This is a genomic window from Pandoraea fibrosis (assembly GCF_000807775.2).
GTDB lineage: Bacteria > Pseudomonadota > Gammaproteobacteria > Burkholderiales > Burkholderiaceae > Pandoraea > Pandoraea fibrosis.
The window spans coordinates 533,882-558,515 of the sequence record NZ_CP047385.1 but is presented as its reverse complement, the minus strand read 5'-3'; the positions used below and the strand labels follow the sequence as shown (position 1 = coordinate 558,515).

The window sequence follows — 24,634 nt, the reverse complement described above, 5'->3', positions numbered from 1 at the left end:
GATGCGGGATTCGTCCGATATCCATCAACACTAGACGCTGTGCGGGATGTCGCATGCGACGTTATGTCGCGCCCGGCGACCACGCGCTACGACGACGTTGCGAAGGACCTTCTCATCCCCTGCGCGCGTCCCCTCGGCGAGCGTCGGTGCGCGCGTCGATATCACGCATGCTACAAGCGAAACATGTTCCCTACATCGATATGTCATGCGTGCCACGCGTTGCGTCACTCCCCGCTCGTTTGCCGACGGTCTGAGCGCCTTGCACTCCGTCACCGACTTCGATGCCTTGCGCACTCTGTTGCAGTCGTTGTGCGTCGCTCTCAGGCAGCGCTATTTCAACTATCGAGGGCATTTCCCGTTGCCGGGCGGAAAGCTCGCGACGCCGCAACTCGGCAATTTTCCCGAGGCATGGCAGAAACGTTACGACGCGCAACATTACGCGAGCATCGACCCCGTGCTCTCGCTCGCATGCCAGCGACTCACGCCCGTTGAATGGATACCGTCGTTGTACGCGTCCCCCGAAGCCCGGCAACTGCTTCGCGACCAGCGCGCCGCAGGATTGCGCTCCGGCATCACGTATCCGGTGTTCACGCCGTCTGGCGCGTCAGGGACCTTGAGTCTGTCGTCGCCACGTCATCCGCCCCGACACCCGCGCGCGCCCGGCGCACACGCGTGGATACAGCATGGCGGCGCGGTGCTGGCCATGCATGTGCACGAGGTCGTTTGGCGCATCGTGCAGCGCGACGCCGTGCGTCACGATGCCCCCGTATTGACGCCACGCGAGCGCGAGTGCCTGCGCTGGGTCGCGCGTGGCAAGACCTCGTGGGAGATCGGTCGCATCCTCACCATCTCCGAACATGGCGTCGTCTTCCATTTGCGCAGCGTCATGCGCAAGTTCGACGTATCGAGCCGTCACCGCGCGGCGAAGCTCGCCAGCGATTACGGGTTGCTCGACGACTTCGCCTCGGCGGGTCCGCACGTCGTCACTTGCGCGCGGCCAGATCTGCGAGCGTCTTGTAACGCGTCAACGTGAAGGTATCGCTCGCGGCATTCACAAACGCCCCTCCCCCCAAACGCCCAACCGGCCTCAGCCCCTGCAAATCCACCTGATGCGTGACGGGGTCGAGCAATGCGTCGTCGACATGTGCCGCGAGCACCGTGCCAAGCACGACCCATCCGCCCCCCGGCGCAGCACTAATCTCGATGATGTCGCGTACCCGGCACTCGTAAGCCACAGCGGCCTCGAGCACACGCGGCGGCCGCACGCGCGATGACGGCACCGGTGTCACGCCCGTCAGGTCGAACTCCGACTCGCCGGCGGGCAGCGGCGCTGCCGAGAGATTCACAGCGTCGATACACGACACGCTCGCCACGTTCACGACGAATTCGGGGACCGCTTCGACGTTGCGCAACGTGTCCTTCTTTTGCTTCGGCGCGGGCGGCACGACGGGGCAGAACAATACCGTCATCGGCACACAACACACCCCCATGAAGTACGCATACGGTGCGAGATTCGGACGGCCGTCCTCATCCACCGTACTTACCCACGCGATGGGACGCGGCAGGATCGTACTCATCATGAAGTTGTAGATGCTGGCTTCGTCGAGCGTTGCCGGGTCCAGTTCCATATCGCATCCCAGAGGGGCGATGCCCGGCAGTCGTGCTGCCGGCACGCCACACGTTAATTGGCCGGTGTCATGCCCGCCAGACGCAACACGTCGTTGGCGCAGCCCCATGACAGCGTGAAACCCCCGCCACCGTGACCGTAGTTATGAATCAGCCGAGAGTGCCGCTCGTCGCATGCGACGCGGGCGACACGACGCATTGGCCGAAATCCGGTGCGAGCATCGATCACGTGCAACGCAGCCACCCCTTCGCAGAGTTGCGTGCAACGGCGCACGATGTCCTCGATTTGTCGCACCCCAATGACGGTCGATGTCAGTTCCGGGTCGGCGGTGCCGCCGAGGACGATGTCGTGGCTTCGCTCCACGATGTAAGTGGGCGCTGCCGGATCAGCGTCATCGATGAAGCAGCCCCGTACAGCAGCGGCGCGCCGGGCACGCAACACGATCGCCCGCGACAACGACAACTCGCCGTCGCCGAACTGCCGGCTGCCGTAACCGCAGCAATTCACCACGTAGTCGGCATCGTCGAGGAGTGAGGCCGGATCATCGATACGTTGCGGCAAGAACTGTCCGCCAAGCTCAAAGAACATATGCATCAGATAGCGAAGGTAAGCTGCCGTGTCGGCGACGGGAACAGACATGCGATACGCACAGGCAAAGCGCGACGGAACCTCCGCGTCCGGCAGTCTCTTGAGGTCGCTCGCGCACTCCGCCCACCAAGGCATTCCGGCGTCCTGTTGAAAGTACTCGGTGAGCGTTCGCATGAGAACGCCCGACGACGTGTCGGCAGACAAGCGATGCATCGTCGTGTAAGTCTGCCGGGCGCGTTCGAGATAAACGAAGTCAGGCGCCTGATAGAACGGATGCCAGATGGCAGCGGCGAGGGCCGACGTCGTCTGCGCAGGTCCTTCCGCCGCGCGGATGGTGACGTCGCATCCGGCCATTGCCATCGTCGTGGCGGTCGTCAGTCCGCTGACCCCAGCGCCAAGCACGATGATGCGTTGCCGCGTCACGCCTGTCCCTCCTCACGGAAATAACGGCGATCTTCGGGAATACCACGAGGCATGACGCCCGCCTCATCCGGCAAGTGTCCCGGTGTCACGCGGTCAAAGTCGTGTGGGGCTTTCAGCCCTGTGCCCGTACCCAGCAACACGACTCGCGCCCCGGGCTGAATCTGGCCGGTGGCAAGACACGCATGCAATGCGGCATACCCGGCGGCCGTCGATGGCTCGAACCACAAGCCGAAGCGCTGCGCCAGCGTTTGCGACGCGGCGAGAATGCGCGCGTCATCGAGCGCGACGCAAACACCGCGCGTGGCGCGCAACGCGTGAAGCGCCGCGAAATGATCGCGTGGACGGCTCACCGACAAGCTGTCGGCCACGGTCTCGGGGCTGACAAGTGTGGGCGACTGCGGCAGAGCCGTCCCTTCGTCGTCCGCTTGCCAGTCCCGCGTGATGCTGTTTGAACTATCCGCCTGCGCGGCGAGTAGCCGTGGCACCGCTGACGTGATCCCCAACGCGTACAGATCGAGGAATCCCGCCGCAATCCCGGAGAGAATGTTGCCGTCTCCCGTTGGCACCACCACCCAATCCGGCACACGCCAATCGAACGCCTCGGCCATTTCGAACGCGCACGTCTTCTTGCCTTCGCGCGTGAAGGGGTTGATCCCCGTATTGCGGCAGCACACACCGGCCTCATCGGCCATGCGCTCGGCGATCTCGAACGCGTCGTCGTAAGTGCCGTCGACCTCGCAAACCCTGGCGCCATAAGCACGAATCTGGGCAAGTTTGACAAACGGCGTGCTGGCCGGGACTACAACGGTCGCCGCCATGCCTTGCGAGGCCGCAATACACGCCAACGATGCACCGGCATTGCCTGTTGATGCCGCCACCGTATTCAAGCATCCGGCCCGCTTCGCGACGGCCAGCACCACTTCGGTGGCGCGATCCTTGAGCGACCCGCTGGGATTGCGCGCCTCGTCCTTCACCCAGAGATTCACTCCGCCATCGTCGCCACAATCGATCATCGGCGTGTCGCCGACGACCAGTCGACTCCCCCAGCGAGCCTCGACGGGCAGGAGCGCACGGTATCGCCACATGCCTCGTCCGCGAAACATGCTCACGATGTCGCCCGCTGTCGGCACCGCCCCCTTCGGTTTGCGTTGGATGCCCAAATTCTGTCCGCACACATGGCATCGGTACCGAATTGCGCCCCAGGACTGCGGTGTCGCGCATCTCACACACGCATAGCGATACGAGAAGCACGACGTCACGCGAGGCACCCCGGGTTCAGCAAATGTGCCATCACGGCGTTCTGCGCATGAAGCCGGTTGGCGGCTTGCTGAAAGACCCACGACGACGGACCATCGATGACATCGTCCGTCACCTCCTGCCCCCGGTCTGCGGGCAGGCAATGCAAATACCCGGCGTCCGGCGCGGCAAGACGCATCACGTCGGCGTCGACGCGCCAATCCCGATGGCGCTCAAAAGTCTCCCGCATGGCCATCTCGTCGACCGCGTCGCCGTGCCGCGTCGGCAAGAGCCCAAGACTGCACCACGACTTGGCATAGACGGCGTGCGCATCGGTCACACCATCGCGCAAATCGTGCGTCACGCGGATACGTGCGCCCGTCTGCTCGGCAAACTGCGTGGCGGCTTGCATGACCTGCGGATCGAGACCCAACGACGCCGGATGCGCGAGCGTGACGTCCATCCCCGTCTTCACGGCCGCGAGCAGCAGACTTTGCGGCACTGCCACGGGCTTGTGCCAACTTCCGGAATAGGCCCAACTGATGCATAGCCGACGCCCGGTGAGGCCTCCGAGTCGCTCACGCATTGTCATCACGTCGGCGAGCGCCTGACACGGGTGAAAGCGATCGCACTCCATGTTGATCACCGGCACCTGGCTCCATTGCGAAAACGCCTCGAGATGGCGATGCGCGGCGCCGTACACCCAACCGGCCGGCTCGCCGTACATGCGAATCGCAATCGCGTCGCCATAGGACGAGAGCACCCTCGCCACGTCGGCGACACGCTCCGTCGAATAGGGAATCTCTGCCTCCGGCAATGCGGGCGTATAAATCCCGTGCTGAGGATCGAGCACAATGGCGTGCCCGCCCATTCTCGACAGTCCGGTTTGGAAGCTGCTGCGCGTGCGCAGTGAGGCGTTATAGAAGAGGAAGTAGATCGTTCGACCGCGCAACGCCCCTTCCGTGTGTTGCGGATATCGGCGCTTGAACGACAGGGCCGCGTCGAGCAGGGCACGATAGTCCGCTGCACTCATGGTCAGATCGGGGGCTAGCCAGGGACAAGTCACACATCTCTCCTGGTCGTTTCTCAATGATGGTTCGCAGACAGCACCACGCCGTCTGTCGCGCTTGAGATTTGCCGGCATGCACACCTGCCGTCGCCCTCGGCGCACGATGGGCGACGCACACTCAGGGAGGACGCCAGCGGCTCGCCTGCTGCGCGAAGCGTTCGGCACATGTCATGCCCAATCGCTCGAACAGACGTCGTGGCACAAGTGCCGCCTCCATCATCTGCACACCCACTTGCAGCGGATCGATACTCTCCCGGATCACAAGGTCGGCGTCGGCTTCATCGAGCCCGATCAAGCACAAGTGGTCTCGCCACACGGGCAATTCGGGGGCAAGAAACGCCGTCATGAGATCGGGCAGGAGGGCATTGAGCGACGCACGTTCACCGGGCGACAGCAACGGCACCCACTCGCTCACAAATCGGACAAATGCCGCCTGATGTCGCATCTCGTCCGCGGCATGATCGGCCAGCAGTTCGCGCACGGGTGGATACACGTCGTCGCAGGCGCCCGCCCGACGCAGCGTGCCGGTAATGAGCGTCTCGGTCACCGACGCTGCTGCCACGATGGCCATCTCCCGATGTGTCGCCGGCACCGTCTCGCACAATGCAAGCACGCGCGCAACGCTCAATGACGCACCTTGCGTCAGCGAATACCCCGTATGGCACAGCAGACGCCTGCGGAAGCGTTCCATCATCCACGTGTGAAAACCCTCGTCCGTGTAGATCGCCAACAGATCGTCGCGGCTGACCGAGGCGATACCCGGCATATTGAGTATCGCTTCGACGGCCCGATTGACGATGTGCAATTCCACGCGCTCCGTCTTGTTCAGGTAGTCCGCTAACCGTAACGCGCTCAATTGCTGCCGGGCTGCCTGTCCAAGCGCACAAACCAGCGGGTGCGTGGCATAGGGCATCAGTGCCACGTTGAAGAACAACTGATCCGGTAACAATGGCGGGAACGGTGTCTCCGCCGCACGGCGAGTGACGACCGCAACGTCCTGCCACGGCCGTTGCCCATGATCGGGCGCGCTTCCGCTGCCAAGCGGGCGCCTCTCACCGTTCGACGGATTTGGGTCAGACATGAGACGACGCCGCAGCAACAGGCGCGAGTTGATGCGCGGTCAGCGAAATCAGACTCGACCTTTCCGGCCCAAGTCCGATGCCGGCCAACGGCGCACCGATGTGCCGCTCAACGAAGTCGACGAAGCCATGCATCGCGGCATCGAGCGTTCCCTCGCGGCCAAGCGCGAGCGAACGTTCGTTCAATCCGGGATAGATCAGCACATCCGGCATGACATGATCCGACAATACATCGCGATGGACACGCATCGGTATGCCTTGATACGCCGAATGAAAATAGTGCGACAGACAGTCGACTTTGTTGAGGTAGACGCAGTCCACCCCGTGCGCCTTGACGACGTCTCGCAGTTGCGCGAGGTCCAGCATGCCGATCCGGCGTGGTCGGCCGGTCCCTGTGCCGTACTCGCCCGTCAGCATACGAAGCGCCGTGCCGACATCGAAAGGATCGCTGGAGCGCAATAGCTGATCCGGCGAATGGCGCACCTGCTCATGCGCAGCACCAACGCTCGCCTGCGACGCGTCGTGACAGTACTGCGCCGAACGCTCGCCTCCCAACTCGGAAGGAAACGGACCTCGCCCGACGCGCGACATGATGGCCTTCGCCACACCAATCGTTCGACGGTGATACTTCGGCGACAGATCGCCCCCCACATACGCGTAGGCCGGCACGGTGTGGCTCGACGTCACAAACGGCTGGCTACCGTCGACAACATCGAGCAGCACCGACTGCGCGCCTTCGAACAGCACGTTGGCACCGCCCCGCACTCGATCCGTCAGCCATCCACGATCCGACTCGATGTAACCCCGCAAGGTCTCCGTGACCCTCGGCAGACTCAGGAACATGTCCGACATCTCTGCGATCCACGGGGACGTGCCACCCTCGGCGTTGATCATGCGAGTGAATACATTTCGCATTGAGGCGACGGTGTCCGTCTCGTTCGTCAGCAGATCGCCGAGCATCAGGTTGACGCGTGTTTCGTTGCGTATGCGCATCGCGCGATCCGCGTAGCACGGCCCGATGCCGTTGCCCGTGGTGCCGATCGTGCCGCTTCCACGTCGGTCCATCGCGATATGGTGCGGCTGCACGAGTGCCGCGCGTGCGCTGATGCGCAAGCGGCCTTCGAGCGAAACGCCCATCTCGCGCAACTGTTCGATCTCGTCGACCAGCTTCCACGGATTGATGGCACACCCTGACCCGATGTACAGCGTTGCGTGTGGATGAAATACGCCAGATGGCAATTGCTTGAGCGCAATGCGACCGGACGGGGTGTCGATGGTGTGTCCCGCGTTGGCCCCACCATTGAACCGGGCGATGACGTCATAACCGGGCGCAAGCGCGTCGATGATTTTCGCCTTGCCTTCGTCGCCGTATTGCAGGCCGACGAGGACGTCGGCGAAACCTTCTGCGCGATCCGAAGCGAGGTGAGCGGGGTGAAGCGAGGGGCTGGAAGATACGGAGGTCATGCGCGTTGCATATCGTAGAAAAATCGGGGAACCGGGGCTTGCTGCGCCGCCAGCCGGTCGTAGACCCAGCGTCCAACGGCAATATCGAGAATGCCCAGTCCGAAGGGTGAAAACACGATTGGCCGGTCGCGCACCGGTGGCTCGCCGCCACACAGCAGATGCGGCAGCGATGTCGTCACGAAGCGCCGGTGGCCGGTCTCGGCTTCCGTAAGATGCAGCGACGTCATGGCCCGCAGGCAGTGGTCGATGTCATCCACCACGTTGTGGGATGCGAGAACGACTGCGGGCGCGAGGTCGCGCAGCGAGAGGTGCAGCACGATCGGGCAATGCGAGAACCAATCGGGATTGTCGAGATATGGTGATGCCGCCGTGGTGGTAAGCACGATGACATCCGACTCGCGAATCGTGGCTTCGAGTGACGCCTCCGGGCGGGCCTCGTAGGCGAGGTGCATCCCGATGCGAGTGGCGAGCGACATGGCGTAATCGTGGTGCAGATCGTGCACCCTCACTTCGCTGATCGGCAGCGTTGCGAGTGGCAGACACTCGGCAACATGACGCGCGATAACGCCCGCACCGACGAATGCCACACGCAAGCCGCTCGACGATGTTTCGCCCGTGGCAAACGCATTGCCCGCGAGGCAGCGCAATGCACTGATCGCACTCGCCGCCGTGCGCGCCGCGCTGATGATGCTCGCTTCCATGCACGCCATCGGATAGCCGGTCACCGGGTCATTCAGAATCAGCACCGCCGATGCGCGAGGCATGCCCCGCTCGATGTTTTCGGGAAAGCTTGAGATCCACTTGATGCCCGTCACGCCCTCGCCTTCTCCATCGCGATCGCGAATGTGCGCAGGCAACGCGATGATGCGATTGCGTTGTCCATCGGGAAATCGGAGAAACTGACTTTCCGGATTCACCGTGCGCCCGGCGTTGTGGGCGCGATATGCCGCCTCGACCGTATCGAGGACAGCAGACTTGTCTTGCGCGAGGGCGGCGTCAATCTGCTCGCCGGTAAACACGCGAAATTGCGGTATCGGTAAAGCGTTCATGGCAATGAGGAACTCACGGTGTCGAGGTTGTGAGGCGCTCCGCCAGCCACGTCGGAACCGTTGTCGACGTAGGCGGCGGCCCAGTCGGGGTCGTAAAGAGTGTCCAGATACTTGTCCCCCATGTCCGGGGCAATGGCGACCACCGTGTCGCTGGCCGCAATATCCACCGACAACATCTGTACGGCACGCAGCACACTCCCCGTAGACCCGCCCGCCAAAAGACCTCGCGCGGCCAGACGGCGGCACATCCGCATCGTTTCCGCTTCGGGGACATGGACGATGGCGTCAGGCGGCTCGGCATCCAGCGATTCACACAACGCCGGCCGGCAGCTTGTCCCCAGCCCAGGTATACGTCGCGGACCCGGCGAGCCGCCGAACGTGACCGAGCCGACGGCATCGACCGCGATGACACGCGTTGGCAGTCGATGCGCTCGCACGTAACGCAAGCACCCAATCAAGGTGCCGGTCGTACCTGCGCCGACGAACAGATGGCCGACATCGGGATAGGCCGAGAAGATTTCAGGCGCTGTCCAACGGTAGTGCGCCCGCCAATTGCCCGGGCTGGCATATTGATTGACCCATACCCATCGCGCATCACGCGCTACTTGCTCCCGAATCCACTCGATGCGCGTGCCGAGGTAGCCGCCCTGCGAATCGCGACGCTCAACGCGAACCACACGGGCACCTGCCGCCTGCATGGCCCGGATGGCCTGACGCGACGTATTGGGGTCGGTCACGCAAGTGAATCGATAGCCACGATTCGCACAGACCATCGCCAACGCCACGCCGAGGTTTCCGGACGACGATTCGACGATCTGCGTGTTCGCGCAAATGCGTCCCGTCGCTTCCAGATCCTCGATCAGTTGAAGCGCAGTTTTGAGCTTGATGGAACCTGCCGGATTCAGTCCTTCCAGCTTGAGATGCACCGTGGCGGGACACAAGCCATCGATAGCAGTGAAGACCGGCGCCGTCGGTTGCAGGAACGCCCCACCGACGCGCAACGGCAATCCGTCGCGCATGCTCTCGCAGGCTTCGGGCCCAGCCTGCGGCGGTGCCACCCACGTTTCGTGCTCATGCCTCACAGCCCACCTCCCGAAGTCCCGCCCGAAGGCGACGCAATGGCGTGGTGCAGTGAAGTGAATGCGATCCGCAAACGTCTTCGCTCATGCACGCCGTGAAGCGTCATTTAAGCGAACCGGACGAGCGCGGAACACCTGCATAGTCGTGTAGGACGCAGGATGCGGCGAGGCTTTTGGGAAGCGGCAGACAGCGGTAGGAGGCGGTGTGAAACGATCCGCCCGTCACCGCACCGCGGATCGAGACAGGCGCGCAATAACGCCCGAGAACGTGTCGAACGCGACGGCGAGCGCCGGCGTTCGCAGGTGACGCTTAACGGGGACGGCCGCCGCGTCCGATATCCTGAATGCGGACGACGGCGTTACCTGCCGCGTCGGTCTTTTCAGGAATTTTCCAGGCGTGGCCGTAGACGAGTTCGAAGGTCAGCGCGATCGTGCCCTCCGCGCCACGCTGACGCTCCAGCGCCGCGCGCAAGGCTGCCAGACGCGCCCGCCCGGTGAGTCCGCTACGCCGCTCCGGCAGCGGATTCACGCCCAGCAGACGCACATCGCGCAACAGCGTGTCCGGCGATTCGAACGTGAGCGTCAGTCGCTCCATATCCGTAACCGGCGTATCGAAGCCGCTCGCCACCATCATGTCGCCCAGATCGTGCATGTCCGTCGGTTCGAGCACATGGGCAACGTCGTCGACCTCCGCCCACGCCGTGCGCAACTCGCGCAGCGTGTCGGGACCATAGGCCGAAAACATCAGCAGGCCGTCAGTGCTCAGCACGCGATGCCACTCGGGAATGACACGATGCGGTTCGCGATACCAGTGCAGCGCGAGATTCGACCACACCAGGTCGAACGTGCGCGGTGCAAACGGAAGCGTCGAGAAATCGGCCTGCACCACGCCGTAGGGGGGCGCAGTGCGCAACAACCGGCGCCAACCGGTCGTCGCCCCGGCCGCCGCCGCCGCTTTGGCCATCGCGAACGAGGCGTCGAGGCCCACGCGATAGGCGTCGGGGTAACGCTCGCCGAAACTCAGCAGGTCGCCGCCGGTACCGCAGCCAACGTCGAGCACGCGTTTCGGCTTGAGCTTGATGTAGTCAAGCCGGCTCGCGAGACGGGACGCCACCTCCCGCATCAGGAAATCGGCCTCGTGCCAGTTCGGCGCGCGGCGGTCGAATGCGGTGCGCAAAAAGCGGGCTGAGAACGCTGAGGACGGTGTTTGGGGAGCGGCAGAGGGCTTCATGGGACGGGCAAAAAGGCGAGTCGGCAGTATACTCGCTGCTGCCCGAATGCATCGGGCACCGCCATGCGCTATGACCTCAACCGGCCCAGCGCCCCTCGATGGCGGTGGCCGCACGGCCCGCCATCTCACTTCGCACCCGCTATCGCCTTGCCCATCCTTCGCGCCACTTTTCCTACGCTCGTCAGGCTTGCTGGCGGACTGCTGCGCACGGCGTTGCCGGATCACTGCGCGATCTGCCATCGACGTGCGGCCCGGCAGGTCTGTGCCGATTGCGCGCAAGCGTTCGACGCGGCCCGGGCCGACGCGCCGCTGCGCTGCGGCCAATGTGCCGCCCCATTGACCTCGCCTGCCGCACGGACGCGTGACGCCATGACGCCCGAGGCCGAAGGTGCGGCAATTTGCCGCACCCAATCAACCGTCGTCTGCGGACAATGCCTGCGACACCGGCCCGCGTTCGATCAAACCCTGACGCTCGCAGACTACGTGGCACCGCTCGATACGCTGATGATTCGTCTGAAATACCATAGCGCCTTGCCACTCGCGCGCGAATTCGGCGAACGTCTCGGCGACGCGCTGACCGCCCACGCGGACGTGACGCCGTTCACACCGCTGCTGGTCCCTGTGCCGCTGGCGCCCTCGCGACTCGCATCGCGTGGCTTCAATCAGGCTTGGGAACTGACACGGGTAGCGTCCCGCCGTGCGAATTTGCCGGCCAGCGCCCATGTGCTGCGGCGTGACCGGACGACTGCCGCCCAGCGGCGTCTGTCTCGCGAAGCGCGCAAACGCAATCTGCAAGGTGCGTTCGTCGCAAGCGATCACGTTTGCGGGCGCCGCATCGTGCTGATCGACGACGTCATGACCACCGGCGCGACTTGCGACGCTGCCGCCGCCGCGCTCAAACATGCGGGCGCCACACATGTACTGGCGGCCGTCGTCTTGCGCACGCCGTCCTCCTCATAACTCCGCCCCCACACCCATGTTCAACGTCGTTCTCGTTTCGCCTGAAATTCCGCCGAACACCGGCAACGTCATTCGCTTGTGCGCCAACACGGGCGCACGTCTGCATCTGATCGAACCGCTTGGGTTTCCACTGGACGACGCACGCATGCGTCGCGCAGGCCTCGACTATCACGAGTACGCGCAGATGAAGGTGCATCGGGACTGGGACGCGTTTATGGCCGCCGAAACGCCCGACCCCACGCGCATGTTCGCATTGACGACACGGGGCTCGCGTCCCTTTGGCGACTTGTCGTTTATGCCGGGCGACTGGTTCATCTTCGGCTCGGAGACGCGTGGGCTCGCGCCGGAATTGCTCGACACGTTTGCCACCACGCAACGCGTGCGTTTGCCGATGCGTCCCGGCAATCGCAGCCTCAATTTGTCGAATACGGTCGCTGTGGTGGTCTTCGAAGCGTGGCGTCAACAGGGTTACGCCGACGGGTCCTGACTGGCGAGCGCCGTCTGATAGCGCGCCAGCATCGGCGCGTCGAAGCAAACGAATTCCACTCGTTCGATGCTCGGGAAGTGAGGCAACGCGTCTCGCACGGTAAACACGGCCAACGGCACGGCCAGTTCGGCTGGATAGCCGTACACGCCGCAACTGATCGCCGGAAACGCCACGCTCCGGCAACCCTGTGCCGCTGCCAGACGCAGGCTTTCGCGGTAGCAACTCGCCAGCAGCGCGGGCTCGTCGTCGGCGCCGCCGTGCCAGATCGGGCCGACCGTGTGAATCACGAACTTTGCCTTGAGACGGAATCCCGGCGTGAGCTTTGCCTGCCCCGTCGGGCAGCCGTGAAGTTGGCGACAGGCCTCGAGAAGTTCGGGGCCGGCCGCGCGATGAATGGCGCCATCCACGCCACCGCCGCCAAGCAGCGATTCGTTCGCGGCGTTCACGATGGCATCGACCGGTGCTTGTGTGATGTCGCCTTGAGAGGCATACAGACGGAGAACTTGCGACATGGGCTCGACTCCCTTGTGGCGAGTGTTGGCAACGGACCTCCGCCGCCGGAGAAACGGGGTATCGGCGCCCGGCGATCTCACCAGGCATCGCCGGCACGCCATGCGCGTCTGGCGTTGCATCAGCAGCGCAGCGTGCGGTGACGCGCCTAGCCCGCGTCGTCCTCGCGCTCCGCGCGCGCGTCGCGCCGCAGCAGCGCTTCTACCGCCGCGCGGGCAGGCAACCCCTCGAACAATGTGGCACAGACAGCGTCGGTAATCGGCATTTCGACGCCATGCGCACGCGCCAGATCACGGACCGCTCGTGCACATCGCACGCCTTCGGCCACATGCCCCAACGACGCCAACACGTCGTCGAGCGACTTGCCCGTCGCCAATTGCAGGCCCACGGTACGGTTACGCGATAAATCGCCAGTCGCCGTCAGGATCAGGTCGCCCATGCCTGTGAGCCCCATGAACGTCTCGGGCTTCCCCCCCAGAGCGACGCCCAGGCGGGTCATCTCGGCCAGACCGCGTGTTACCAGCGCCGCGCGCGCGTTGAGCCCCAGGCCCAGCCCGTCGCTGACACCCGTGGCAATCGCGAGCACGTTCTTCACCGCACCACCGACTTCGACACCGACGAGATCGTCACTCGAATAGATGCGCAACGCACCGAAGTGGCACGCAGCAATCGTCAACTCGCACAACGACGGCACCGCGCTGGCAATGGTGAGCGCGGCCGGAAGTCCCTGCGCGACTTCACGTGCAAAGCTCGGTCCGGAAAGCGATCCACCCGCAACTTGCGGGAAAACCTCGCTGACAATCTGATGTGGGAGTAATCCGGTCTCGGCCTCGAAGCCCTTGCACAGCCAGATCAGGTTCTCTGGCGGATGAGCGGCGAGCGCCATATGCCCGGCCAATGCCCGCAGCCCTGCGACAGGCACAGCAGCGACGCACAATGCGTTCTCGCCCGTGCCATGCGCCAACGCCGTCGCGAAATCGGTTTCGAATCGCAAACGGGGGGACAGCGTGGAACCGGGGAGATAGGCGGAATTCTCGTGGGAGGCGGCCAGTTGCTTCACAAGCGCCGCATCGCGCGCCCAAAGCACAACATCATGGCGTGCTGCCATGTGGCTCGCCATTGCGGTGCCCCAGGCACCTGCACCGAATACGGCAATCTTCATGAAGGAGGCCCCGACGCGACGCCCGACACCCCGTCGGTCGTCACGTCGATCAAGCGCAAGCGCTTAGTGGGTCTGGGCAGACGAGCCGTCGGGCATCACGATGCCCGGCGCCGGCGTCTCGCCGTTGGCCGCTTGTTGCTCGGCCAGTTGTGCCAGACGTTGCTCGTACAGCGCCTGGAAGTTCACTTCGGCCAGGTGGATCGGCTGGAAGCCGGCACGGCTGATAGCGTCGGCCACGTTGGCGCGCAGGTACGGGTACACGATCGTCGGGCAGGCGATGCCGATGAGCGGATCGAGCTGCTCGACCGGCACATTGCGGATTTCGAAGATACCGGCTTGCTTGCCTTCAACCAGGAACGCAACCTTGTCCTTGATCTTGGCCGTCACGGTGGCGATCACGGCGACTTCGAAGATTTCTTCGGCCAGACGCTCAGCAGCGACGTCCAGTTGCACTTCAACGGTCGGCATCTCCTGCTCAAGGAAGATCGCGGGCGAATTCGGCTGCTCGAGCGACAGATCTTTCAGGTAAGCGCGCTGGATGCTGAAAAACGGCTGATTCTGGTCGGACATTTCGTTTCCTTGGGTATAAGACAGCCGCGCAGACACGCGGCTGGGCGCACTATTTTAGGGGGTATCAGGCCGCTTGCAAGAGCGGCAGGAGGCCGCCGGCCCGATCCAGCGCCGACAGATCGTCGTAACCGCCGATATGACGCTCGTCGATATAGATCTGCGGGACGGTACGACGGCCCGTGCGCGTCATCATTTCCTCGCGACGGGCGGGTTCCTTGTCGATCAGAATCTTCTCGATGTCCTGAACGCCGCGCTGGCGCAGCAGGCGTTCCGCCATCTGGCAATACGGGCACACTTGCGTGCTGTACATCACGATCTTCGGCATGACTTGCAACTCCTCGATTACTTGACGACCGGCAGGCCGGCTTCCTGCCAGGCGGCAATGCCGCCCTGGAGGCTGAACGCCTCAGCATAGCCAAGATTGCGCAGCAGCGTCTGGGCGCGCGCCGAGCGCTGGCCGCTCTTGCACACGATCAGTACCGGTGCTGCCTTGTTTTTGATGACCTGAGCGACTTTTTGCTCCACGTCGTCGAGCGGCACATTTCGCGCAGACGGCAGATGGCCGGCGGCGAATTCCTCTCCCGAACGCACGTCGAGCACCACAGCGCCCTTACGGTTAATGAGCTGGGTCGCTTCGATGGTCGACAGTCCGCGACCGCCGCGCTTGAAGACCGGCCAGGCCAGCATGCCACCCGAAACGAGGGCAATCGCGATCAGCGCGAGGTTGGTGTAATCGGAAAAGAACTTCACAAACCACCTGAAAAAGATCAAAAGAATCCGATCATTATAAAATAATCCGTGATTGCGCCGACGGGTTGCGTTGCCAATCGCTGCGCCGGACGTCGGCGGCCGCTTCACTGCTGCCCGAAATGTCCCTGAATTAATGCTGCAAAGCCCTTGCCCGGCCTTGTCGCGCAAGGCGCCGCGAACCGCCTCCGTCCCCGTCGGCTGCCCCCGCTTTCCAACTCTGACAGAAGTTTGCTCATGTACAAGCTCGTTCTCATCCGCCACGGCGAATCGACGTGGAACAAGGAAAATCGCTTCACCGGCTGGGTCGACGTCGACCTGACCGAAAAAGGCGTCGCGGAAGCCAGCCAGGCCGGCAATCTGCTCGCCGAGGCCGGGTTCAAGTTCGATCTCGCCTACACGTCGGTCCTCAAGCGCGCGATCCGCACCCTGTGGCATGTGCAGGACGCCATGGACCAGATGTGGATCCCCGTCGTGCATACCTGGCGCCTGAACGAGCGTCACTACGGCGCCCTCGCAGGCCTGAACAAGGCCGAGACCGCGGCCAAGTACGGCGACGATCAGGTCCATGTCTGGCGTCGCAGCTACGACACGCCGCCGCCCCCGTTGGCTGCGGACGACGAGCGCAGCTCGTACAACGACCCGCGTTACGCCAAGCTCAAGCGCGAAGAGATCCCGCTCACCGAGTGCCTTAAAGACACCGTGGCTCGCGTGCTGCCGCTGTGGAACGAGTCGATCGGCCCGGCGGTGCGTGCCGGCAAGCAGGTGCTCGTCGCCGCCCACGGCAATTCGCTGCGTGCGCTCATCAAGCACCTCGACAACATCTCCGACGACGACATCGCCGGCCTGAACATTCCGAACGGCACGCCGCTCGTGTATGAACTGGACGCCGAACTCAAGCCGATCCGTCATTACTATCTGGGCGATCAGGAGAAGATCGCCGGCGCGCTGGCCGCCGTGGCTGCGCAAGGCAAGTCGAAGTAATCGCCGGCGCTCGCGTGACGCGAGCCTCGGAACCCGGCGCACCGCCCCGCGCGGTGCGCGCTCCCTCCGCCTCCCGCTTTCTCCGCCCTTCCCCGCTTTTTCCGCCTCGCCCGTAATACCCCGTAACACGATGTCGACGGCGTTCGAGGCGTCGCTTTTTCGGCTGCGCAACGTCTGCCAATGCGCGCGCCGCCGGCAAAAGCCACGCGCTATTGGACGACGCCCGCTCAAAATCCCGTCACAGCGGCACATCGAATGGAACTTTTTGTCGAACCACTCGGGAAAAGTCCCTGTCGAATGGCCAATGCCCGCCCTGCGGGCAAACGGTTATACTTCGCCAAAGTGCGCGCGCCCATTGGCGGGCGCCCCGAAAAATCCGGAATTTCCACGCCTATATGCGCCAAACCCTCAAACACATCGGCCTGATCGTGCTGGGCCTCGCGACCGGTGCGGCTGCCACCCTCGCGTTCTCGCAGGCTTCCGCACAAAGCGCTACCACGCCATTGCCGCTCGAACAGCTTCGCCTGCTGGCCGAAGTGTTCGGTCAGATCAAGCGTGAGTATGTGCAACCGGTCGACGACAAGAAGCTGCTGACCGCGGCGATCAAGGGCATGGTGTCGAGCCTCGATCCGCACTCGTCGTATCTCGACAAGGAAGAATACAAAGAGCTGCAAGAGCAGACGCGCGGCCGCTTCGCGGGTCTCGGCATCGAGATTTCGCAGGAAGACGGCCTCGTGAAGGTGATCTCGCCGATCGAAGACAGCCCGGCCTTCAAGGCAGGCCTGAAGCCCGGCGACCTGATCACCCGTATCGACGACAAGCCCGTGCGCGGCATGACGCTCGACCAGGCGGTCAAGCGTATGCGCGGCGCCCCCGGCAGCAAGGTCACGCTGACGATCTTCCGCAAGTCCGACGAGCGCACCTTCCCGGTGTCGATCGTGCGTGCGGAAATTCGCGTGCAGAGCGTGAAGGGCAAGATGCTCGAGCCGGGTATCGGTTACGTGCGTATCACCAGCTTCCAGGAACGCACCGTGCCGGATCTGGCCAAGAAGCTCCAGGAGCTGGCCAAGGATCAACCGCTGAAGGGTCTGGTGCTCGATCTGCGTAACAACGGCGGCGGTATTCTCCAGTCCGCAGTCGGCGTGTCCGCCGCCTTCCTCAAGGAAGGTGCCACGGTCGTGACGACCAACGGTCAGATCGAAGACGCCAAGCAGAAGTACACGGCCACGTTCGACAACTACCGCCTGTCGGCCAGCCCGGACGATCCGCTCAAGGGTGAAGCCGCCTTCTGGAAGACGGTGCCGATGGTAGTGCTGGTGAACGCCTACTCGGCCTCGGCCTCGGAAATCGTGGCGGGTGCACTGCAGGATTCGAAGCGTGCGCTGATCATGGGCAAGACGACCTTCGGCAAGGGCTCGGTGCAGACCGTGCGTCAACTGTCGCCGGACACTGCCCTGCGTCTGACCACGGCGTACTACTACACGCCGAGCGGCCGCTCGATCCAGTCCATCGGTATCAAGCCGGACGTGCCGGTCGACCAGAATCCGAAGGGCGATCCGGACGACGTGCTGGTCACGCGCGAAATCGATTACCAGAACCACCTGCACAACACGCAAACGCCTGACGAGCAGAAGGAAATCGACGCCCGCGAAGCCCGCCGCCTGGAAGAACTGCGCCGCCTCGAGGAAGAGAACGCGAAGAAGACGCCGGACGAGCGCAAGAAGGAACGTGAGGAACGCCTGCCGGATCTGGGCAGTGCCGACGACTTCATGCTCCAGCAGGCCATCCATCAGCTCAAGGGCGAGCCGGTCCAGCGCACGAAGTCGCGTCTGGAAGCCAACGCCGGTCCGCTGCCCAAGGACGCCGCCGCCAAGGCTGCGGCACCGGCAGCCGGTGCCAAGACGGACCCCAAGACCGATACCGTCGTACCGGCAAAGCCGGCAGACAAGAAGTAAGCATCCGCTTTACACTGCAAACCGTGCCCGCGAAAGCCGGCACGGTTTTTTATTCCTCTCCGGTTTGCGATGAACGACGATCAGTTGCTGCGTTACTCCCGCCATATCCTGCTCGACGAACTCGGCATCGAGGGTCAGGAGCGCTTGCTCGCCGCCCACGCCGTGATCGTGGGGGCTGGCGGCCTCGGCTCGCCCGCGGCACTCTATCTGGCGGCGTCGGGCGTCGGACGCATCACCTTGATCGACGACGACGTCGTCGACCTCACCAATCTGCAACGTCAGATTCTTCACGACACGCAGAGCGTGGGCCGGCCCAAGGTGATTTCGGGACGAGACCGCATCGCCCAGATCAACCCGGACGTGATCGTCGACGTCATCGGCGAACGCGTGGACGAAGCGCGGCTCACCGCGCTGGCACGCGACGCCACCGTGGTACTCGACGGCTCGGACAACTTCGCTACGCGTCACGCGGTCAATCGCGCCTGCGTGGCGGCGGGCGTGCCGCTGGTGTCCGGCGCGGCGCTGCGCTTCGACGGACAGATCAGCGTCTTCGATGTGCGCAACGATGCGTCGCCCTGCTACGAATGCATCTTCCCGGCGGACGAACCGTTCCCCGAGCAGGCCTGCGCCACGATGGGGGTGCTCGCGCCGCTCGTGGGCATCATCGGCAGCATGCAGGCAGCCGAAGCCATCAAGCTCATCACGGGGGTGGGCGTGCCGTTGGTTGGCCGCCTCCAGATGCTCGACGGACGCAAGATGAGTTGGCACACCATGCACTGCGCGCGCAATCCCGAATGCAAGGTTTGCGGACAGCGTCACTGAGTCCCGCGAAACGAAGCGCCGCAAAAAAAGCGGGCGCCCCGATATCGGAGCGCCCGCTTTTCATTTGAGGAACGTGGTCCGTTCGTCGGTCCACGTTCGTCCGGGTCAGTCGATCAAGCGACGGCCAGACGCGCCAACGCCGCCTGCATTTCTTCCGGCTCGGTCGCGGCAAGCAGTTCCTGCACCGGACGTTCGAGATCCGGCAGGTGTGCCCGCAGGATTTCCTGCTTGACCTGCAACAGTTGGCTCGGATGCATCGAAAACTCCCGCAGCCCCATGCCAAGCAACAAGCGCGTCGCCGTCGGATCACCGGCCATCTCGCCGCACACGGCCACCGGCACCCCGAACGCGTGCGCTTCGCGGATGGTCATGGCGATCAGGCGTAGCACGGCAGGGTGCAACGGGTCGTACAGATGGGCAACGGCATTGTCCGCGCGATCGATCGCCAGCGTGTACTGAATCAGATCGTTCGTACCGATGGACAGAAAATCGAGTCGCTTCAGGAACATCGAGACCGTGAGCGCGGCGGCCGGCACTTCGATCATCGCCCCCAGTTTCACACCCGGATCGTAGAGCAGACCCGCCGCGTCGAGTTGTGCTTTCGCTTCGCGCACGAGTTCAAGCGTCTGATCGATTTCCTGTGCATGCGCGAGCATCGGGAACAGAATCTGCACCTTGCCGAACGCGGATGCGCGCAAGATCGCCCGCAACTGCGTGAGGAACATGCGGGGCTCCGACAGGCTCCAGCGAATGGCGCGCAGGCCCAGCGCCGGGTTCGGTGCGGTCTCGTAGGTCTCGTGGCTGTCGAGCGGTTTGTCGGCACCGACGTCGATCGTGCGGATCGTGAGCGGCAGCCCCTTCATCGCCTCCACAGCGCGCTTGTACGCCTCGAATTGCGCCTCTTCTTCCGGCGCGTCCTTCTCGTTCATGAAAAGGAATTCCGTGCGGAACAGCCCCACCCCGACGGCACCCGCGGCCACGGCGGTCTTGGCGTCTTCCGGCAATTCGATGTTGGCGAGCAACTCGATGGGAGTTCCATCGATGGTTTGCGCGGGCGAGTGCTTCAGACGCTGCAAACGACGCTCTTCCAGCGCCCGCTCGCTTTGGCGGTAGCTGTACTCTTCGAGCACGATCGGCGCCGGGTCCACGATGACAATCCCGCTGTCGCCGTCGATGATGATGATGTCGTCCTGCTTGATGAGCAGACTGGCTTGCGCCACACCGACCGCCGCCGGAATCCCCAGACTGCGGGCCACGATGGCCGTGTGCGACGTCTTGCCGCCCAGGTCCGTGACGAAGCCCTTGAACGTCTGCGACTTGAATTGCAGCATGTCGGCAGGCGCGATATCGCGAGCCACGACGATCATGTCGTCGCGCGGGGTCTCGGCAACCACATGGCGAATACCGGGCGCGCCGGCAAGTGCCTTGAGCACTCGCTCGGTCACTTGCTCGATATCCGCACGACGCTCGCGCAGGTATTCATCGTCGATGTCTTCGAAGCGGGCGACAAGCACCTCAAGCTGCGTGGTCAGCGCCCATTCCGCGTTATAGCGGCGTTCGCGAATCAGCTTGATGACCGCATCGGCCAGCAACGTGTCGTTGAGAATCAGGGAGTGAACGTCGAGGAACGCGCCCATCTCGCCCGGTGCGTCGTCCGGCAGTTCGGCCTTGAGGGTATCGAGTTCGTGCTGGACGCTCGCTTGTGCGCCGTGAAAGCGCGCGATTTCGTCGTCGATCTGGGAGGGATCGAGCAGATAATGCGGCACATCGAGCGTGGCGGGCGCGAGCAAATAGGCGCGTCCGATCGCGATGCCGCGCGAAACGGGAATGCCGTGCAGGGTGAAAGACAAGGAACTCTCCCCAGTTCAGAGGCGGATGATTCGACCGTAATCCAGGTGTTTTCGCTGCGTTCGGGGTAGCGTTCTGCGGTGGGCAAGGATTCGTCCGCAGGCACGGTCCGCGCCCGGCGGCGCGCTTGCCATGCGCCGCAACTTACCGCAACGACGCGTTATTCCCCTTCGCCGAACTTGTTCGCGATGAGGGCCAGGATCTCATCCATGGCTTGTTGCTCGTCGGTCCCCTCGGTTTCCACTTCGACCTTGGCGCCGATCCCGGCAGCCAGCATCATGACGCCCATGATGCTCTTCGCGTTGATGCGCCGACCATTCCGGGTCAGCCAGACCTCACTCTGAAATTTCGCCGCCAGTTGCGTCAGCTTTGCAGATGCCCGGGCATGCAAGCCCAATTTATTTACGATCGTCGTTTCTTGTCGAAGCATGTTTCAGTGTGACGTAGTGTGTGTGGCCGGCGCACCCGCGCCGACTTCGAGAATACCTTTGGATCCGCCGGAAAGCACCTTCTCCGTCAGGGTGTCGAGCGGCACGGAGCGATAACACACCGCCTTGATGAGCATCGACAGGTTCACCCCTGCGAGCACACGCACTTTCGGTCCGACGAGTTGCGCCGCGACATTCGACGGCGTGGCACCGAACAAATCGGTGAGGACCAGCACGCCGTTGTCTTCACGCAATTGCGCGAGGCGTTCACGGGCAATCTCAACGAGTGCCGCCGTGTCCTGGTCGGGGACGACGTCGATCGCGCCGATGCGCGACGGACAGCCGCCGTAGATGTGCGAAACACACTCGCGAAGTGCCGAGGCGAGCGGTGCGTGGGCAATAATCAGAATTCCAGCCATGATGCTAGGCACGCCAAGCGCCGCGGGTGTCCGGGATACAAACACAACGACGAACGCGAACCTGTCGATTTTGGGATTCTTATTTTAGCAGGCGCGCAAAAACCCCGAATTTTCATCATGTTAGGGCCTGCCCCAAGCGAATTGCAGAGCGACAGACCCGCTTCCCCTCAAACGGCCAGTTCCAGCGCGTCGATGAACATCTTCGGCACGTCGAAACCGGTCTGCTGCGTGATTTCCTGGAAGCACGTCGGGCTCGTGACGTTCACTTCCGTGAGGTAATCGCCAATGACGTCCAGTCCCACGAGCAGCAGGCCACGTTGCCACAGCGTCGGCGCCAATGCTTCGGCAATCTGACGATCGCGTGCCGACAGGTCGCGCGCTTCGCCAAGGCCCCCGGCGGCGAGATTGCCGCGCACTTCATTGCCCTGCGGGATGCGCGCCAGCGAATGCGGCACGACCTTGCCGCCGATCACGAGCACTCGCTTGTCCCCAAGCTTGATATCGGGAATGAAGCGCTGCGCCATCACCGAGCGGGCGCCGTTTTCACCGAGCATCTCGATCACGGCACCGAGGTTGCGACCATCCGGCCCGATGCGAAACACGCCTGTGCCCCCCATGCCGTCGAGCGGCTTGTAGATCACGTCGCCATGTTCGGCGTGAAAGGCACGCAGCCGTGCGGCGTCGCGCGTCACGAGCGTCGGCACCACGAATTGGGGAAACTCGGCGATGGCAAGCTTTTCGGAGTGGTCCCGAATCGCGCTCGGCTTGTTGAAGACTCGCGCCCCGGCACGTTCGGCAATTTCGAGCAACCACGTCGAGTTGATGTACTCCATGTCGAACGGCGGGTCCTTGCGCATGAGCACCGCATCGAACTCGGTGAGCGCCGCCACGCGCGTCTCCACAACGTCGTACCAGGCATCCGCGTCGCCCGTCAGGCGGATTTCCTTCACACGCGCATCGACCGTTGCGCCTTGCCACGCCATCTCGTGCGGCTCGCACGCGAAGATGCGGTGCCCGCGACGCGACGCTTCGCGCATCATCGAGAACGTGGTGTCCTTGTAGGTTTTGAACTGGTCGAGCGGGTCGGCGATAAAGAGAATCTGCATCGATCGGCGGAGGTCTTGGGGGGTTCGGATGCACACACCGCAGTCTGCGGCGACAGGCATCTATTCTAGCCGAGGCGCCGTTTTGCCGCTGCGCACCGCCGCACCGACCGTGAGGCGTGCTGCGGGGAAAACCGTCACGTTCGGTGCATGTTTCCCGTCCCTCCCGGACCGCCAAGTCCGAGGAGCAGCGCGGCGTCGCGTACCGGGTCGAGACGGGCACGCATCAGCGACAGATGCGTCTTGAGTGTCTGCACACCGATGGCACACGCCTCCCGCGTCTGCGAGCGCGATTGACCGGCCAGCAGACGCATCGCAATCTCGCGCTGGACGGGCGTCAGCGCGGTCTCCCAGAGCCGTTGCAACAGTCGAATGGCCGGCGGCACGGCAAGGTGCAGGGCAATGCGCACGCGGTCGGTCGCACGCCCGCCCATGCCGCACAGGTGCGTCGCGTGCAGATGCAGCGTGCCACCGGGCACCGCCACCGCCTTGCAGACCTGCACGCCCAATGAAACGGCGTCCGGGCGGTGAACCGTCAACTCATCGGCCAGTGCCTGGCACGCCTGAACGACGACACACGCGTCGGGCCACGCGGGCCCCGCCGTGGGGCGCCAGACCCGGTGCATGAGCGCCAGCGCGGCGGGGTCGGCCCACTCGGGCTGGCGCTGATGCCAGACGAGCGTGCCGGCAACGTCGTCCCCGACCGCCCCCGAGGTCCCGGCCCCCTCCGACCACAGATTGGGCGCCGGCGGTGCCATCGCCGTCAGCGGGGGAAACGCGGGGCGATCGGGAGCGGTTGTGAATTCCGCGGCGGCCGTCTCGAATGCCGTGACCTCGCGAGCACTGAAGCGTGGCCGCGATCGGCGGCGCGACACCAGCAGCCGCAACACGCCGACCGACGCCGCTGGCGGCATGCCGGCTCGCTCGCTTGTCTCGCCTGCCTCGACCCTTGCGCCGACCGCCGGCAACAGGCAAACGTCGAGTACATCACCGTCGGGCAGACATCGATCCAGCTCCAGCGGGCGACGAAACGTTGTCGGCAATGCCCCCGGGCAGCCTCGCGAACGCCGCGCATGACCGCGTAGCAATGCACCGTGCGAAAGCGCGCGTTGCAATTGCGCCACTGACGGCATCGCCCACCCACTGGCGGCGAGCCGTTCGCACGCGGACATGGGGGCTTGCGGCGCGTACCAGCAGGTGCCGTCCGGCGCCGTATCCGGATCGTCGGACGCATGGCCCCAGAGCGCCGCTACGCCGTCTGCCGCCAGCCAGATGCGCAGCGTCTCCAGCCAGAGTGGCAGATAGCCGAGCATCGGCACTGGCAATTGATGGATTTGACGAAGGCATGTACGCATATCCCCCTGCATCCCGGTATTCCTCCCAGCGCAGACAATTCCGAGGAAATTTCCTATTCCACTCGATCGCGTACTGACATCCCCCATTCGGGGGATGTTGGACGCGTCAATCGGTCGCATCATCACGCCATTGCTGATGCAAACCGGACGAAGGATCGGCACAGTACACCGATCCGATCATCGAAAGGAACGCACAGGAACTGGTTTGCGGGGGGGCCCGCTCAGGGAAGCCCCGATTTCCGGTCGTTGCATGAGGCGACCGGTAAATGTGACGCCCGGCTAGTCGGGGGGCCAGCCGGGCGTCTTTTTCTTTTCATCTCTCAGGACGAGAGATGACTGGGGCGGCAACATAGGCGCGCCCGTCCATCAAATTCGGAAACATCTCAAATCGACGGCGAGACCGAAAGGCTGCGAGCGAATGTCACTTGCCGCAGCACAA

At 63.9% G+C, this 24,634-nt stretch carries 25 protein-coding genes; 6 read left to right on the top strand and 19 right to left on the bottom strand.

The features are described from left to right. Positions 1-205 precede the first annotated feature (205 nt). Positions 206-1,033, top strand: a complete 828-nt coding sequence (locus PI93_RS02445; protein WP_052240333.1) for an autoinducer binding domain-containing protein — start codon at positions 206-208, stop codon at positions 1,031-1,033. Here PI93_RS02445 and PI93_RS02440 read toward each other — a convergent pair. From PI93_RS02440 to PI93_RS02400, 9 genes are all read right to left on the bottom strand, one after another. Next, positions 984-1,628: a flavin reductase family protein gene (locus tag PI93_RS02440; protein ID WP_039365470.1), complete on the bottom strand. Its 645-nt coding sequence runs from the start codon at positions 1,626-1,628 to the stop codon at positions 984-986. The two genes, PI93_RS02445 and PI93_RS02440, sit on opposite strands and share 50 nt — an antisense overlap. Positions 1,629-1,681: 53 nt before the next feature. Continuing rightward, the gene (locus PI93_RS02435; RefSeq protein ID WP_039365468.1) at positions 1,682-2,638 is read right to left on the bottom strand and encodes an FAD-dependent oxidoreductase; all 957 of its coding nucleotides are present in this window, start codon (positions 2,636-2,638) and stop codon (positions 1,682-1,684) included. Beyond that, positions 2,635-3,723, bottom strand: coding sequence for a threonine synthase (locus tag PI93_RS02430; RefSeq protein WP_159372149.1), 1,089 nt, complete (start codon positions 3,721-3,723; stop codon positions 2,635-2,637). The genes PI93_RS02435 and PI93_RS02430 overlap by 4 nt, the downstream gene beginning before the upstream one ends. Before the next feature lie 170 nt (positions 3,724-3,893). Next, positions 3,894-4,940 (bottom strand): ornithine carbamoyltransferase, encoded by a 1,047-nt coding sequence (locus PI93_RS02425; RefSeq protein WP_158453251.1) that lies wholly within the window; start codon positions 4,938-4,940, stop codon positions 3,894-3,896. A 121-nt stretch (positions 4,941-5,061) separates the two neighbouring features. Continuing rightward, positions 5,062-6,024 carry a diiron oxygenase gene (locus tag PI93_RS02420; RefSeq protein WP_080758974.1) on the bottom strand — a complete coding sequence of 321 codons (963 nt, stop codon included), beginning with the start codon at positions 6,022-6,024 and terminating at the stop codon, positions 5,062-5,064. Continuing rightward, entirely contained in the window at positions 6,017-7,486 is a 1,470-nt protein-coding gene (locus tag PI93_RS02415; RefSeq protein WP_039365463.1) for an adenylosuccinate synthetase, read from the bottom strand. Before PI93_RS02415 ends, PI93_RS02420 begins: the two co-directional genes overlap by 8 nt. Next, positions 7,483-8,535: a 2,3-diaminopropionate biosynthesis protein SbnB gene (gene sbnB, locus PI93_RS02410; RefSeq protein WP_039365461.1), complete on the bottom strand. Its 1,053-nt coding sequence runs from the start codon at positions 8,533-8,535 to the stop codon at positions 7,483-7,485. Before sbnB ends, PI93_RS02415 begins: the two co-directional genes overlap by 4 nt. Beyond that, positions 8,532-9,593: a 2,3-diaminopropionate biosynthesis protein SbnA gene (gene sbnA / locus PI93_RS02405; protein WP_080758973.1), complete on the bottom strand. Its 1,062-nt coding sequence runs from the start codon at positions 9,591-9,593 to the stop codon at positions 8,532-8,534. Before sbnA ends, sbnB begins: the two co-directional genes overlap by 4 nt. 331 nt (positions 9,594-9,924) lie before the next feature. Beyond that, a complete protein-coding gene (locus PI93_RS02400; protein ID WP_052240330.1) occupies positions 9,925-10,845 on the bottom strand; it encodes a methyltransferase domain-containing protein in 921 nt (306 codons plus the stop codon). A gap of 147 nt (positions 10,846-10,992) precedes the next feature. Between PI93_RS02400 and PI93_RS02395 the strand changes: the two genes are divergently transcribed. Then, entirely contained in the window at positions 10,993-11,805 is an 813-nt protein-coding gene (locus PI93_RS02395) for a ComF family protein (protein ID WP_158453252.1), read from the top strand. A gap of 16 nt (positions 11,806-11,821) precedes the next feature. Next, positions 11,822-12,292, top strand: coding sequence for a tRNA (uridine(34)/cytosine(34)/5-carboxymethylaminomethyluridine(34)-2'-O)-methyltransferase TrmL (gene trmL, locus PI93_RS02390; protein ID WP_039365457.1), 471 nt, complete (start codon positions 11,822-11,824; stop codon positions 12,290-12,292). Here trmL and PI93_RS02385 read toward each other — a convergent pair. The 5 genes from PI93_RS02385 to PI93_RS02365 form a co-directional block, all read right to left on the bottom strand. Beyond that, the gene (locus tag PI93_RS02385; protein WP_039365456.1) at positions 12,274-12,804 is read right to left on the bottom strand and encodes an O-acetyl-ADP-ribose deacetylase; all 531 of its coding nucleotides are present in this window, start codon (positions 12,802-12,804) and stop codon (positions 12,274-12,276) included. The two genes, trmL and PI93_RS02385, sit on opposite strands and share 19 nt — an antisense overlap. 146 nt (positions 12,805-12,950) lie before the next feature. Beyond that, positions 12,951-13,964 (bottom strand): NAD(P)H-dependent glycerol-3-phosphate dehydrogenase, encoded by a 1,014-nt coding sequence (locus tag PI93_RS02380; RefSeq protein ID WP_039365454.1) that lies wholly within the window; start codon positions 13,962-13,964, stop codon positions 12,951-12,953. Between the two features lie 63 nt (positions 13,965-14,027). Further along, a complete protein-coding gene (gene secB, locus PI93_RS02375; protein WP_010804753.1) occupies positions 14,028-14,534 on the bottom strand; it encodes a protein-export chaperone SecB in 507 nt (168 codons plus the stop codon). 64 nt (positions 14,535-14,598) lie between these two features. Next, positions 14,599-14,859: a glutaredoxin 3 gene (gene grxC / locus PI93_RS02370; RefSeq protein ID WP_039365451.1), complete on the bottom strand. Its 261-nt coding sequence runs from the start codon at positions 14,857-14,859 to the stop codon at positions 14,599-14,601. 17 nt (positions 14,860-14,876) lie between these two features. Continuing rightward, complete coding sequence (locus PI93_RS02365) at positions 14,877-15,284, bottom strand: rhodanese-like domain-containing protein (RefSeq protein ID WP_039365541.1); 408 nt, start codon at positions 15,282-15,284, stop codon at positions 14,877-14,879. 234 nt (positions 15,285-15,518) lie between these two features. Between PI93_RS02365 and gpmA the strand changes: the two genes are divergently transcribed. The 3 genes from gpmA (at position 15,519) to PI93_RS02350 (ending at position 19,042) form a co-directional block, all read left to right on the top strand. Further along, positions 15,519-16,265 (top strand): 2,3-diphosphoglycerate-dependent phosphoglycerate mutase, encoded by a 747-nt coding sequence (gpmA, locus tag PI93_RS02360; protein WP_039365449.1) that lies wholly within the window; start codon positions 15,519-15,521, stop codon positions 16,263-16,265. A gap of 395 nt (positions 16,266-16,660) precedes the next feature. Next, complete coding sequence (locus PI93_RS02355) at positions 16,661-18,220, top strand: S41 family peptidase (RefSeq protein WP_039365447.1); 1,560 nt, start codon at positions 16,661-16,663, stop codon at positions 18,218-18,220. 69 nt (positions 18,221-18,289) lie between these two features. Beyond that, complete coding sequence (locus PI93_RS02350) at positions 18,290-19,042, top strand: HesA/MoeB/ThiF family protein (protein ID WP_039365445.1); 753 nt, start codon at positions 18,290-18,292, stop codon at positions 19,040-19,042. A gap of 113 nt (positions 19,043-19,155) precedes the next feature. Here PI93_RS02350 and ptsP read toward each other — a convergent pair whose 3' ends face one another. From ptsP to PI93_RS02325, 5 genes are all read right to left on the bottom strand, one after another. Continuing rightward, positions 19,156-20,892 carry a phosphoenolpyruvate--protein phosphotransferase gene (gene ptsP / locus PI93_RS02345; protein ID WP_039365443.1) on the bottom strand — a complete coding sequence of 579 codons (1,737 nt, stop codon included), beginning with the start codon at positions 20,890-20,892 and terminating at the stop codon, positions 19,156-19,158. Between the two features lie 158 nt (positions 20,893-21,050). Further along, positions 21,051-21,320, bottom strand: coding sequence for an HPr family phosphocarrier protein (locus tag PI93_RS02340; RefSeq protein ID WP_039365441.1), 270 nt, complete (start codon positions 21,318-21,320; stop codon positions 21,051-21,053). Between the two features lie 3 nt (positions 21,321-21,323). Then, the gene (locus PI93_RS02335) at positions 21,324-21,737 is read right to left on the bottom strand and encodes a PTS sugar transporter subunit IIA (RefSeq protein ID WP_039365439.1); all 414 of its coding nucleotides are present in this window, start codon (positions 21,735-21,737) and stop codon (positions 21,324-21,326) included. A 167-nt stretch (positions 21,738-21,904) separates the two neighbouring features. After that, positions 21,905-22,843 carry a glutathione synthase gene (gene gshB, locus PI93_RS02330; protein ID WP_039365437.1) on the bottom strand — a complete coding sequence of 313 codons (939 nt, stop codon included), beginning with the start codon at positions 22,841-22,843 and terminating at the stop codon, positions 21,905-21,907. Positions 22,844-22,977: 134 nt separating this feature from the next. Then, positions 22,978-24,195, bottom strand: coding sequence for a helix-turn-helix transcriptional regulator (locus PI93_RS02325; RefSeq protein ID WP_144400175.1), 1,218 nt, complete (start codon positions 24,193-24,195; stop codon positions 22,978-22,980). Positions 24,196-24,634 lie beyond the last annotated feature (439 nt).